The organism is Curtobacterium sp. MCLR17_045, from assembly GCF_003234405.1.
Taxonomy (GTDB): Bacteria; Actinomycetota; Actinomycetes; order Actinomycetales; family Microbacteriaceae; genus Curtobacterium; species Curtobacterium flaccumfaciens.
The window spans coordinates 128,070-141,032 of the sequence record NZ_QKTB01000003.1 but is presented as its reverse complement, the minus strand read 5'-3'; the positions used below and the strand labels follow the sequence as shown (position 1 = coordinate 141,032).

Below are 12,963 nucleotides of genomic sequence, written 5' to 3'. Positions count from 1 at the left end.
GGCTCCGTAGGTCACACCCGTGGACGGGTGCCGCGAACGCCCCTGCTGTGAGGGACGACGCCAGCGACGGTCGCTACCCCCTGATGGCGATGTTCACGAGCTTCGGCGCCCGGACGATCACCTTCACGATCTCGCGGTCACCGATGTACCGCTGCACGTTCGCCGACGACCGTGCGAGCTGCTCGAGCTCGTCCGCCTCGATCGACTTCGACACCTCGAACGAGTCACGCACCTTGCCGTTGACCTGCACGACGGCGGTCAGGGTCTCCTGCACGAGCAGCGTCGGGTCGGCCTTCCGCCAGCCGTACGTGGCGACGGTGGCCTCGTAGCCCAGCCGCTCCCACATCTCCTCGCCGGTGTACGGCGCGAAGACGCTCAGCCCGAGCGCGATGGTCTCGACGGCCTCGCGCACGGCGGGGTCACCGGCACCGGGGCCGCTGTCGATCGCCTTGCGGGTGACGTTGACCAGGTCCATCAGTCGCGCGACCACGACGTTGAACTTGAACGACTCCATCATCCCGGGGGCGTCGGCGAGGAACCGGTGCGTGACCTGGCGGAGAGCCCGGTCGCCGTCAGCCCACACGACGTCGCGTGCGGACGTGACGTCGAGCGCCAGGCGGTACGCCCGCGCCAGGAACCGAGCAGAGGCGGACGGGGAGACGTCCTCCCAGTTGATGTCGTCCTCCGGCGGGCCGGCGAAGCCCATCACCAGTCGGATGGCGTCGACGCCGTTCGCGTCGAGCTCGTCGCCGAGCGAGACGCCGCCCTTCGACTTCGACATCTTCGAGCCACCGGACAGCACCATGCCCTGGTTGAGCAGCGCCGAGAACGGCTCGGTGAAGTCGAGGTACCCGAGGTCGAACAGGACCTTCGTGACGAAGCGGGCGTAGAGCAGGTGCAGGATCGCGTGCTCGATGCCGCCGATGTACTGGTCGACCGGAGCCCAGCGGCGTGCGGCTGCCGGATCGAACGCCTGGGTGTCGTCGTTCGCCGACAGGAACCGCAGGAAGTACCACGACGAGTCGACGAAGGTGTCCATCGTGTCGGTGTCGCGGAGCGCCGGGGTGCCGTCGACGGGGTTCGGGACGTTCACCCAGTCGGTCGCGCCACCGAGCGGGGACGTGCCCTTCGGCTTGAGGTCGAGCCCCTCGGTGTCGGGCAGCACGATCGGCAGCTGGTCCTCGGGCACCGGGTGCTCGGTGCCGTCGGCGCCGTGGATGATCGGGATCGGGGTGCCCCAGAAGCGCTGGCGCGAGATGAGCCAGTCGCGCAGGCGGTAGGTCTTGGCGGCACGGCCGGTGCCGCGCTCTTCGAGCAGCGCGATGGCAGCGGTGATGGCGTGCTGCTTCGACATGCCGTCGAGCGGCCCGGAGTTGATCATCCGGCCCTGACCGGTCAATGCTTCGCCGGTGGCGACCGGGTCGAGGGTCGGCACGTCGAAGTCGTCGAGCGTCGCGCCCTCGGGGATGACCGGGATCGCGCCGGTGACGGCGGCGTTCGTGTCGACGACCACCTTGACGGGCAGGTCGAACGCCCGCGCGAAGTCGAGGTCGCGCTGGTCGTGCGCGGGCACGGCCATCACGGCGCCGTGGCCGTAGTCGGCGAGCACGTAGTCGGCGGCCCAGATGGGCAGGCGCTCCCCCGTGAGCGGGTGGATCGCGGACCGGCCGAGCGGCACACCGGTCTTCGGGCGGTCGGCGTTCTGCCGGTCGATCTCGGACGTCTTCTGCGTCGCCGTCAGGTAGGCGTCGAAGTCGTCACGGACCGAGGCCGGCACCGACGGGTCGGCGACGAGCTCAGCCGCCAGGTCGGAGTCCGGCGCGACGACCAGGAACGTCGCCCCGTGGATCGTGTCCGGGCGGGTGGTGAAGACCGTGATGGGCTCGTCGCGGCCCTCGATCACGAAGTCGACGTCGGCACCGACCGAGCGGCCGATCCAGTTGCGCTGCTGCGCGATGACCTTCGCCGGCCACCGCCCCTCGAGCTGGTTCAGGTCGTCGAGCAGCCGGTCGGCGTACTCGGTGATCTTGAAGTACCACTGCGTGAGCTTCTTCTTCACGACGACGGCGCCGGAGCGGTCGGAGGTGCCGTCCGGCAGGACCTGCTCGTTCGCGAGCACGGTCTGGTCCACCGGGTCCCAGTTGACCCAGCTGTCCTTGCGGTACGCCAGGCCCTTCTCGTACATCTTCAGGAACAGCCACTGGTTCCACTTGTAGTACTCGGGGTCCGAGGTGTGGATCTCGGTGGTCCAGTCGAACGACGGCGCGTAGCGCTTGAAGGACGCCTTCTGCTGCTCGATGTTCGCGTAGGTCCAGTCCTTCGGGTCCACCCCGCGCTTGATCGCCGCGTTCTCGGCGGGCAGCCCGAAGGAGTCCCAACCGATCGGGTGCAGCACGTTGAAGCCCTGCTGACGCCAGTAGCGCGCGACGAAGTCCCCGAGCGCCCAGTTCTCGGCGTGCCCCATGTGCAGGTCGCCGGACGGGTACGGGAACATCTCGAGGATGTACTTGCGCGGACGGGTGTCGTCGAGGTCGGTGGTGAAGAGCCCGAGCTCTTCCCAGCGGGGCTGCCACTTCTCCTGGATACGACGGAAGTCGTAGGCGTTCGGGTCCTCGGCGTGCTGCTCGGTGGTCACGGTCGTCAACGATACAAGCCGGGAGGCCCGTCCCGCGTCCGCCTGTCGGCTCACCCGGCGAGCAGGCGTCCGTCCCGCATCCGCAGGGTGCGGTCGACCAGGTCCGGCGCCACCGGGACGTGCGAGACGATGACGACCGTCCGGCCCGCTGTGCGGGCCGTGGTGACGAGGTCACGCAGCACGGTGTCACCGAGGTCCGGGTCGATGTCTGCGGTCGGTTCGTCGAGCACCAGCACCGGGAACGCGTGCAGCAGTGCGCGGGCGAGCGCGAGCCGGTGCGCCTGGCCGCCGGAGACGAGCACGCCGCGTTCCCCGACCGAGGCGTCCAGCCCGCCCCGTCGGACGACCCAGTCCCCCAGGCCGACCCGGTCGAGCACGGCGAGCAGTTCCTCGTCGGTCGCGGTCTCGCGGGCGAAGAGCAGGTTCTGCCGCACCGACTGGTCGAACACGAACGGGTCCTGTTCGATCAGGCCGACCCGGGCCCGCACCGCGTCGGGGTGCATCGCCTTCGCCTCGACGCCGTCGAGCGTGTAGGAGCCCTCGTGCTCCACGAACCGGACGAGCGCGTCGACCAGGGTCGACTTGCCGGCACCGCTCGGCCCCTGGAGCACGACGACCTCGCCGGGGGCGAGCGCGAACGAGACCCCGTCGACCGCCGGCTCGGCCGCTCCCGGCCAGCGGACGGTCAGGTCCTGCACGGCGAGCGTGACCGGCCCCTCGACCACGAGCGACGCCGGGTCGGCGTCCTCGTCGGGCTCGGGGACGATGCCGACGGGCACCTCGGCGGGCACGACCTGCTCGACCCGTTCGGCCGCAGCACGCACCCGGCGGAGCGTCAGGACGGCGAGCGGGACGGTCCCGACGACCTCGAAGAGCGCCAGCGGCACGAAGACCGCCAGGGCCCAGAGCGGACCGTCGAGCGCACCGGACACCACGGCGGGGGCACCGACGGCGAGGATCCCGATCACCGCACCGCCACCGACCAGGCCGACCAGGGCACCGACGAGCGACTCGACCGTGCCACGGCGCCGGACGGCCCGGGTGACACCCGCGTCGAGCCGGGCGATGTGCGCGAGCCGCTCGTCGAGGGTGCCGTACGCGGCGAAGACGTCGAGCGTCCTGACGGTGTCGAGCACCAGGTCCGCGACGCGACCCCGGTCGGCGGCGGTCTCGCGGTCCGAGCGCTCGGCGATGGCCCGGGTGACGATCGTGCCGACCAGGGCCGCGACCGCCAGCGCGAGGACGAGTACGAGCGCCGCCGGCACCGACACGAGCGCCACGGCGACGACCGACAGCACCGCGACGACCCCGGCGGAGACGAGCGGCCCGACGACGCGGATCGGCAGGTCCTGCAACCGGTCGGTGTCGGTCACCAGGCGCGTCATGAGGTCGCCGCGTCCGGTCCGCCCGAGTCCGGCGGGAGCGATCGACGCCAGCCGCCGGTACATCTCCGTCCGCACCACGGCCAGTTGCCGGAAGGACGCGTCGTGCCCGGCGAGCCGGTCGACGTACCGGAGCACGGCACGCCCCAGCGCGAAGGCACGCACGCCGACCATCACGAGCGTCAGGTACAGGATCGGCGGGTGCTCGGCGGCACGGGTGATCAGGTAGCCGCTCGCGGCGAGGAGCGCGACGGCGCAGACCGCGCTGAGCGACCCGGCGGCGACCGCCTTCGCCCAACCCGACCCGTGCGGCATCGCGAGCCGCAGGACGGAGCCGCCACGGGCCTCCCGGCTCATGCGCGCACCCCGTTGCGGACCGTCACGGACCCACCGGCGCGGACGTCCACGCGGACGTCCGCCGCGGCGACGACCGCGGGTCGGTGGCTGGCGACCACGACCACGGCGCCGTCGGCTGCCAGGGCACGGGCGGCCGCGATGACGCGTTCCTCGGCCTCGGCGTCCAGCGCGGACGTCGGCTCGTCGAGCAGCACGAGGGGCGTGGCGGCGCGGCGTGCGCGGTACAGCGCGCGGGCGACGGCGACACGCTGTGCCTGGCCGCCGGACAGTCCGCTGCCACCGGCGCCGACCGGGAGGCCCGGGTCGAGTCCCAGCCCCGCGTCGCCCAGGGCGGTGCGCACGTCGGCGTCCTCGGGGGTCGCGCTGAGCGCGACGTTCTCGGCGATCGTCCCGCGGACGAGACGCGGGCGCTGGTCGGCCCACGTGGTGCGCTCGGCGACGGACGCGCCGGCCGGGCCGGGCACGGTGACGGTGCCGTCGTGCGGCAGGACGCCGCGGAGTGCGGCGATGATGCTCGACTTGCCGGAACCGCTCGGGCCGGCCAGCACGACGACGGTGCCGGGCTCGGCGTGCAGGTCGAACGGTCCGATCACGACGTCGGGTCGGCGGACGGTGAGCCCGCGGACGTCCAGGGCGGATGCAGGTGCTGCGGGGTCCGTGTCGGTCCCGCAGCCGCCGCTGCTGCCCGTCGCGGACGGTGATGCGGTCTCGTCGTCGGCCAGCACGTCGAGCACCGCGGCCGAGGCCTCGACGCCGTCCTGGGCAGCGTGGAAGTCGGCGCCGACCTGGCGGATGGGAGCGAAGGCCTCCGGTGCCAGCACGAGCACGAACATCGCGGCCCCGAGGCCGAGCGAGCCGTCCACCAGGCGGATGCCGATCGAGACGGCGACCAGTGCGACGGACAGGCTCGCGGCGAGCTCGAGCGCGAAGCCGCTCACGAACGACAGCCGGAGCACGCCGATCGTGCCCCGGCGGTACTCGTCGGTGACCGCCCCGATGCGACCGACCTGGCGGCGGGCACGGCCGAACACCTTGAGCGTGGCGAGCCCCTCGACGGCCTCGGTGAAGGCGCCACCCAGCTTCGCGAGGGCGTCCGACTGCTTTCGCTGCAGCGACTGCGTCGCCAGGCCGATCAGGATCATGAAGACCGGGATCACCGGCAGGGCGAACAGGATGATCAGCCCGCTCGTCAGGTCGCCCAGGCCGATCGCGACCAGGAGCATCGGCGTCGCGATCGCGGTGAGCGCGAGCTGCGGCAGGTACCGGCCGAAGTAGGCGTCGAGTGCGTCGAGCCCGGGGCCGAGCGTGGTGGCGAAGCCGGCGCTCGACCGGCCCGCGAGCCACGACGGACCTCGCTCGGCCGCGCGGGCGAGCACCGTCGTGCGCATCTCGCTCTTCACCTTCGCAGCAGCGCGCGCCGCCAGGTCGTCCGTCGCCCACGCGGCCACCGCACGCAGGACGAACGCCCCGCCGAGCAGCGCGAGCGCCTGCCCGAACGCCGCCGGCACCCTGCCGTCGCCGACGGCGTCGACCCCGAGGGTGACGGCCGCCGCGATCCCCCACGCGATCGCGATGGTCGCGAGCGTGCGGAGGACACCGGTGCCGGCGGCGGCGACGATGAAGCCGCGCGCCGTCCGGGACAACCGCAGGAGTCGGGGGTCGAGGGGCTTCATCGTCGTCTGCCTAGTGCGCGGCCGCGGTGACGTGGGCGCGGGAGACGCGCTTGCGGAACACCCAGTAGGTCCAGGCCTGGTACGCGAAGACCAGGGGCACGAAGATCAGCGCGACCCAGCTCATCACGGTCAGCGTGTACGACCCGGACGAGGCGTTGTACACGTTCAGGCTGTTCGCGACGTCGTTCGAGGCGGGCATGACGTCGGGGAAGATCGCCGTGAACATCGCGAGCACGATCGCGGCGATGGTGACCGCCATCAGCGTGAAGGCGCGCCCCTCCTTGCCCCAGGCGTTGCAGAGCACGGCGAGCACCAGGGCCAGGGCGGCGACCACGGAGAGCACCAGCGAGGCCGGGGTGGCCCGGACGAAGGCCATCGACACCAGGAACGCGGCGCCGACGACGATCGTGACGATGCCCGCACGGGTCGCCAGGCGCTTGGCGCGGACGCGGATGTCGCCCTCGGTCTTCAGTGCGACGAAGACGACCCCGTGGGTGAAGAACACCAGCAGCGTCGCGGCGCCGGTCAACAGCGCGAACGGGTTGAGCAGGTCGAAGATCGTGCCGGTGTAGTTGTGCCCGGCGTCCATCGGGATGCCACGGACGACGTTGCCGAACGCGACGCCCCACAGGAACGACGGCACCGCACTGCCGACGATGATCATCAGGTCGAAGCGGCGCTTCCACTCGAGGTGCTTGTTCTGGTGCCGGTACTCGAACGACACCCCTCGCAGGATGAGTGCAGCGAGGATGAGCAGCAGCGCCAGGTAGAACCCGGAGAACATCGTGGCGTACCACTCCGGGAACGCCGCGAACAGGCACGCCCCGGCGACGATGACCCAGGTCTCGTTGAGGTCCCAGACCGGGCCGATGGTGTTGATCAGGACCCGACGGTCGGTGTCGTCCTTGCCGAGGAACGGCAGGGACATGCCGACACCGAAGTCGAATCCGTCGAGGACGAAGTAGCCGACGAAGAAGACGCCGACGATCGCGAACCAGAGAACGGGGAGATCCATCAGGCAGCGTCCATTTCTAGTAGACCGTCACTTCGTGCTTGACCTCGCCGGTCTCCTCGTCGACCTCGTCCGGGTCGGCGGGCCCCTCTTGCGCGACCTTCTTGATGAGCTTGAACTCGACGACGGCCAGCGAGCCGTAGATCAGGGTGAAGACCAGCAGCGAGATGAGGACCTCGAGCCCGGTCACGTTCGGCGACACACCGTCCTTCGTCTGGAGCAGCCCGAACACGAGCCACGGCTGGCGGCCCATCTCGGTGAAGACCCAACCGACGATCATCGCGGCCATCGGCAGCGGCACCGTCCAGGTGGCGATGCGCCACACCCAGCGCTGCGTCGGGAACCGGCCCTTGCGGGTCAGCCACAGCCCGACCAGCGAGACCATGACCGCGCCGACGCCGAGGGCGATCATCCAGCGGAACGACCAGTAGGTGACCCAGATGATCGGCTTGTAGTCGCCGGGGCCGTACACCTGCGTGTACTGCGCCTGCAGGTCGTTGATGCCCTCGACCGTGCCGTTGAACGTGTGCGTCGACAGGAACGACAGCAGGTACGGCACCCGGATCGAGAACAGCTCGTGCACGCCGTCGGGCGTGCCGAGCGTGAAGATCGAGAACGAGGCGTCCTTGCCGGTCGCGGTGTTGTACAGCGCCTCGGCCGCCGCCATCTTCATCGGCTGCGTGTCGACCATCGTCAGGCCGAGCTGGTCGCCGGTCAGGACGGTCAGCGCGCCGGCCGCGAGCATGGTCCACATGCCGAACTTGAGCGCCGGCATCATCGTCTCGAGGTTCTGGTTGCGGGCCAGGTGGTAGGCCGCGACCGAGATGATGACCGCCGCGGCGACCATGAAGCAGGCGAAGAGCGTGTGCGGGAACGCGGCCAGGGCGACCTTGTTGCCGAGCACCGCCCAGATGTCGGTGAGCTCCGCACGGCCCTTGGCCTCGTTCATCGCGAAGCCGACCGGGTGCTGCATGAACGCGTTCGCGGCGATGATGAAGTACGCCGACATGATCGTGCCGGCGCTCACGCACCAGATGCTCGCCAGGTGCAGGCCCTTGGGCAGGCGGTCCCAGCCGAAGATCCAGATGCCGATGAAGGCCGCTTCGAAGAAGAACGCCAGGATCCCCTCGAGCGCGAGCGGTGCGCCGAAGACGTCACCGACGAAGCGCGAGTAGTTCGACCAGTTCATGCCGAACTGGAACTCCTGCACGATGCCCGTCACGACACCCATCGCGAAGTTGATCAGGAAGATCCGCCCGAAGAACCGCGTCAGCTGCAGGTAGTGCGCGCGGCCGGTCCGGTACCAGGCGGTCTGGAACACGGCCACCACGGCTGCCATGCCGATCGTCAGCGGGACGAAGAGGAAGTGGTAGATGGTCGTCAGACCGAACTGCCACCGCGACAGGAGGAGCGGATCGAGGAGGTCGTTCATGCGGCGATTCCGAGACGGGTGGCCGCGCGCTGTTCGTGCACGTCAGTTGCTTCCTGTGGAACGGATACATCAGGTGTCACAGCCCTTGGGACACCCCAACGCTATCGCGCTGGACTCCACTTCGACAACTTGTAGAACCAGTCTCTGCACAAACGTGCACGGCCCCTGCACGGCACAACCGTGCGGCACGGATGTTCGCGCTGCCTGCTCCACGAACGACGACAGGCGCCGGGTGGACACCCGACGCCTGTCGCTTTGTTCGGAGGGCTGTGGTTACAGCAGACCCTCGGCCTTGAGCCAGTCCTCGGCGATGGTGGACGCCTTCTCCTTGTCGGCCGTGCTCTTGGTGTTGAGCTCGATCAGGGCCTCGGTCGTGAGCTTCTCGTTGACCGAGTCGATCGCGTCCGCAGCCTTCTCGTTGACCTTCTTCGAGACGACCGGCACGACGTTCTGCGGCAGGATCAGGTTCTCCGGGTCCTTCAGCGTGACGAAGCCGTTCGCCTTGATGCTCGGGTCGGCGGTGTAGATGTCGGCCAGCTGGACGGTGTCGTCCTTGAGCGCCTTGACGGTCAGGGCACCGCCGCCGTCCTCGATCGCCTTGAAGTCGACGTCGACGCCGTAGACCGACTTGAGCCCCTTCGGGCCGTACGGCCGCGTCTGGTTCTCGGAGTTGGCGCCCACGGTGAGCTTCTCGTCGACGTTCTTCAGGTCGGCCAGGCTCGTGACGTCGTTGTCCTCGGAGAACTTCTTCGTGACGGTGTAGCTGTCCTGGTCGGTCGCGTCGGCCTCGTCGAGGACCCGGAGGCCCTTCGGCAGGGCCTTGTCGAGCCCGTCATCGATCTGGTCGGCGGTCTTCGCGTCCGAGTCCTTGTCGAAGTACTGCAGCAGGTTGCCGCTGTACTCGGGCATGACGTCGATGGCGCCCTTCTCGAGCTGCGGGATGTAGACCTCACGCTGCCCGATGTTGAAGTTGCGCTTCACGTCGAAGCCGTCCTTCTCGAGGACCTGGGCGTACAGCTCGGCGATGATCTCGTTCGAGTAGTACTGCTGCGAGCCGACGACGATGGTCTTCGAGTCGGACGAGTCGCTGGAACCGCTGTCGAGCGGGTCGCTCGACGCGCAGCCGGCGAGGGCGGCGACGACGCCGACCGCCATCGCGGCGGCGACACCGGCGCGGATCTTGAGTGCTGTGATCACGAGGGATTTCCTTCCGGGAGTGGATTGCGGGCTCGCTCACGCGACCCCTGACGCTGTCGGGCCGACGGGTCCGCGGTGCCCTTCGGCACCGCCGCCCGCTGCAGCACGGCGAACACGATCTCGAACGCGATCGCGAGGGCGATCACGAGGATGGAGGCGCCGAGCATCTCGGCGTAGTCCTGGGTCTTCAAGCCGAGGAAGAAGTAGCCGCCGAGGCCACCGGCCCCGACGTACGCGGCGAGCGTGGCCGTCGCGACGACCTGCAGCACCGCGGCGCGGATGCCACCGATCAGGAGCGGGAGCCCGAGCGGGATCTCGACCTTCCACAGGATCTGCCAGCCGGTCATGCCCTGGGCCTTCGCGGCGTCGACGACCCCCGGGTCGACGGACTCGATGCCGGAGTACGCACCGGCGAGCACCGACGGGATCGCCAGGATGACGAGGGCGAGCAAGGGAGCCTGCAGCCCGATGCCGAGCAGCAGCCCGAACAGCGAGAGCACGCCGAGCGTCGGGAGCGCCCGCACCCCGCCGGACACCGCGATCGAGAAGCCACGAGCACGGCGGGTGTGGCCGATCGCGTACCCGACCGGCACGGCGATGACCGCGGCGATGAGCACCGCGAGCAGGGTGATCCAGACGTGCTCCCAGAGGCGCGTGGGGATGCCGTTGTACCCGCCGTAGTTCGTGGGGTCGAACACCCACGCGAAGGCCTGACCGATGATCACGAGGAGACCTCCGCTGCTTGCAGGACTCGGCGAGCCTGTCGGCGTGACACCGAGTTCGTCCGGGTCCACGGCATGACCAGGCGCCCGAGCAGCACGAGGAGGCCGTCGAGGGCGAAGGCGAGCACGAGCACCATCACGATGCCGGAGAGGATCTCCTCGTAGATCCCGCGCCCCAGGCCGTCGGTGAACAGCAGGCCGAGACTCGGGATGCCGAGGACCGCGCCGACCGTGGTCAGCGAGATCGTGGAGACCGAGACCACCCGGAGCCCGGCCAGCAGGACCGGACCGGCGAGCGGGAGCTCCACCCGGAAGAACCGCTGCGCCGGCGAGTAGCCCATGGCGGTCGAGGCGGACTTGGTCTCGGAGTCGACCGAGGTCAGCCCGTCGACCGTGGAACGGACCATCAGGGCGAGGCCGTACAAGGTCAGACCGATGACGACGTTGATCGGGCTCTGCAGGCCGGTGCCGATGATGCTCGGCAGGGCGACGAACAGGGCGAGCGACGGGATGGCGTAGAGCAGACCGGCGAGGGTCACGATGCTGCTGCCCACACCCGAGGCGAAGCGCGAGCCACCGGGGCGCTGCAGCCGGACCACCAGCCACCCGATCGGGATCGACAGCAGGAACGCGACGATGATCGGCGGGATCGCGATCGCGAGGTGGGAGACCGTGTTGTCCCAGATCGTGTCGAGGTTCGCCAGCACCCACTTCACCGGGTGCCCCCACCCTGCGCCGGGGCACCCGGTGCGTCGTGGGACGCTCCGGCCTCTGCTGCTCGGGAGTCGGACTGCGGAACGGCCTCGGCGGCGTCGACGACCCCGACGGGGCCCGTCAGCACGCCGGCTGCGCGGCCTTCACCGTCGACGACGATCGGACCGGTCGGGGTCTGCTCGACGCGGAGCGCGCGGCGCCCGCGGCCGGCGCCGATGAACGTGGCGACGAAGTCGTCGGCGGGTGCGGCGAGGATCTCGGCCGGCGTCCCCTGCTGGGCGATCTCGCCGCCCTTCTTGAGGATGACGACCTGGTCGCCGAGCTTGAACGCCTCGTCGATGTCGTGCGTCACGAACACGACGGTCTTGCCGAGTTCGCGCTGCAGGCGGATGAGCTCGTCCTGCAGGTCGTTGCGCACCAGCGGGTCCACCGCACCGAACGGCTCGTCCATGAGCAGGATGTTCGGGTCGACGGCCAGGCCGCGGGCCACACCGACGCGCTGCTGCTGGCCGCCGGACAGCTGTGACGGGTACCGGTCGGCGAAGGCACGGTCGAGTCCGACGGTGTCCATGAGCTCGAGGGCGCGCTTGCGAGCGTCGGCCTTGGAGACGCCGGTCAGCAGCGGGACGGTCGCGATGTTGTCGACGACCTTGCGGTGCGGCAGCAGTCCGGAGTTCTGCATGACGTACCCGATGTGGCGACGGAGCTCGACGGGGTTGATCCCGGCGACGTCCGAGCCGTCGATCTCGACGGTTCCGGACGTGGGGTCGACCATGCGGTTGATCATGCGGAGCAGCGTGGTCTTGCCACAGCCGCTGGATCCGACGAAGACGGTGGTGGTCCGGGACGGGATGACCAGATCGAAGTGCTCGACCGCAGTCGTGCCGTCCGGGTAGGTCTTGCGCACCGAGCGGAACTCGATCATGGGGTGCCCTTCTGTTCGGAGGTAGCCCGACTCCGGATGAGAGTACCCGGGGGTGCCGACATCGGTTCGCTGTGACGATCCGTGACGGACCCGCGGCGGTGCACAGGTCGGTGGGGATGCCGACGGACACCACGGGATCGGCGGGGACGACGACGCCCGCGCCTCGGTGTTCGGAGGCGCGGGCGGGTCGGTTCGGTCTCCGGCGTGTCGCGCCGGTTCGACGGGACGGTCAGGAAGCGGCGATCACCGATTCCAGGTGCGCACGGTTCATCCGGCGGTACTCCTCGATCAGCTCCGTGTCGGGGTGCTCGCGGTCGCGGTGTGCCCGTGCCAGCACCGCGTGACCGGACTCGGCGAGGACGACCCAGGCGCGGGTGATGCGCTCGTCGTCCGGCAGGCCGAAGCGGTCGCGCATGATCTGGCCGACGGCCGCGCCGAGCGCACCCATGCGGTCCTCCGCGTCGCCCGTTCCGGTGTCCGCCGGGTCGCCGAAGCGGATGGCCCGGAAGCCGGGCTCGGTGCGGTACATCTCCGCGGTCATGTCGATGAGCGCGTCGTTGGCGTCCTGCCAGGTCTCGGCGCCACTGGCGTCGAGCGCCTCGACGAAGCGGGCGGCGAGCCGCTGGGTGCAGCGGATCGCGAGTGCCTCGACCACGGCGATGCGGTCCGGGAAGTACCGGTAGACGGTGCCGATCGACGCCCCCGCGCGCTCGGCGACCATGGCGGTCGTGAGCCGTTCGAACCCGATCTCGTCGATCACCGCGGCTGCGGCGTCGAGGAGGCCGGCGAGGCGCGCCGAACTGCGGGCTTGGACCGGCTCGTTCCTGAGCAGTGATGATCCCCCCGGCAGAGCGTTCGTTACCTCGGTGACGAGCACGTGTTCTCCTCTTGCGCTCCAGCGCGGTTGGTTGGTG

General features: G+C 70.0%; 10 protein-coding genes. All 10 read right to left on the bottom strand.

What is annotated here, in order from left to right:
* Window positions 1-73: 73 nt before the first annotated feature.
* The 10 genes from leuS to DEJ05_RS04085 all read right to left on the bottom strand — a co-directional run bounded on the left by leuS (window position 74) and on the right by DEJ05_RS04085 (window position 12,926).
* Window positions 74-2,635: a leucine--tRNA ligase gene (leuS, locus tag DEJ05_RS04130; protein WP_111109800.1), complete on the bottom strand. Its 2,562-nt coding sequence runs from the start codon at window positions 2,633-2,635 to the stop codon at window positions 74-76.
* Between the two features lie 50 nt (window positions 2,636-2,685).
* On the bottom strand, window positions 2,686-4,374 hold the full coding sequence (gene cydC, locus DEJ05_RS04125) for a thiol reductant ABC exporter subunit CydC (RefSeq protein WP_111109799.1): 1,689 nt from the start codon (window positions 4,372-4,374) through the stop codon (window positions 2,686-2,688).
* Entirely contained in the window at window positions 4,371-6,047 is a 1,677-nt protein-coding gene (gene cydD / locus DEJ05_RS04120; protein ID WP_111109798.1) for a thiol reductant ABC exporter subunit CydD, read from the bottom strand. The genes cydC and cydD overlap by 4 nt, the downstream gene beginning before the upstream one ends.
* 10 nt (window positions 6,048-6,057) lie before the next feature.
* Window positions 6,058-7,062, bottom strand: coding sequence for a cytochrome d ubiquinol oxidase subunit II (cydB, locus tag DEJ05_RS04115; protein WP_110864636.1), 1,005 nt, complete (start codon window positions 7,060-7,062; stop codon window positions 6,058-6,060).
* 16 nt (window positions 7,063-7,078) lie between these two features.
* Window positions 7,079-8,491: a cytochrome ubiquinol oxidase subunit I gene (locus tag DEJ05_RS04110; RefSeq protein ID WP_027465275.1), complete on the bottom strand. Its 1,413-nt coding sequence runs from the start codon at window positions 8,489-8,491 to the stop codon at window positions 7,079-7,081.
* 273 nt (window positions 8,492-8,764) lie between these two features.
* A complete protein-coding gene (locus tag DEJ05_RS04105) occupies window positions 8,765-9,688 on the bottom strand; it encodes an ABC transporter substrate-binding protein (RefSeq protein WP_111030353.1) in 924 nt (307 codons plus the stop codon).
* Window positions 9,685-10,413, bottom strand: coding sequence for an ABC transporter permease (locus tag DEJ05_RS04100; protein WP_071405717.1), 729 nt, complete (start codon window positions 10,411-10,413; stop codon window positions 9,685-9,687). The genes DEJ05_RS04105 and DEJ05_RS04100 overlap by 4 nt, the downstream gene beginning before the upstream one ends.
* Complete coding sequence (locus DEJ05_RS04095; RefSeq protein ID WP_110864634.1) at window positions 10,410-11,126, bottom strand: ABC transporter permease; 717 nt, start codon at window positions 11,124-11,126, stop codon at window positions 10,410-10,412. The genes DEJ05_RS04100 and DEJ05_RS04095 overlap by 4 nt, the downstream gene beginning before the upstream one ends.
* A complete protein-coding gene (locus DEJ05_RS04090) occupies window positions 11,123-12,049 on the bottom strand; it encodes an ABC transporter ATP-binding protein (protein WP_027465271.1) in 927 nt (308 codons plus the stop codon). The genes DEJ05_RS04095 and DEJ05_RS04090 overlap by 4 nt, the downstream gene beginning before the upstream one ends.
* Window positions 12,050-12,278: 229 nt before the next feature.
* On the bottom strand, window positions 12,279-12,926 hold the full coding sequence (locus tag DEJ05_RS04085; protein WP_110864633.1) for a TetR/AcrR family transcriptional regulator: 648 nt from the start codon (window positions 12,924-12,926) through the stop codon (window positions 12,279-12,281).
* Window positions 12,927-12,963: the final 37 nt, after the last annotated feature.

Excerpts from the sequence above, each read along its gene's own strand:
- cydD (WP_111109798.1), bottom strand. The coding sequence starts at position 6,047 with ATGAAGCCCCTCGACCCCCGACTCCTGCGGTTGTCCCGGACGGCGCGC.
- DEJ05_RS04090 (WP_027465271.1), bottom strand. The coding sequence starts at position 12,049 with ATGATCGAGTTCCGCTCGGTGCGCAAGACCTACCCGGACGGCACGACT.
- DEJ05_RS04110 (WP_027465275.1), bottom strand. The coding sequence starts at position 8,491 with ATGAACGACCTCCTCGATCCGCTCCTCCTGTCGCGGTGGCAGTTCGGT.
- cydB (WP_110864636.1), bottom strand. The coding sequence starts at position 7,062 with ATGGATCTCCCCGTTCTCTGGTTCGCGATCGTCGGCGTCTTCTTCGTC.
- cydC (WP_111109799.1), bottom strand. The coding sequence starts at position 4,374 with ATGAGCCGGGAGGCCCGTGGCGGCTCCGTCCTGCGGCTCGCGATGCCG.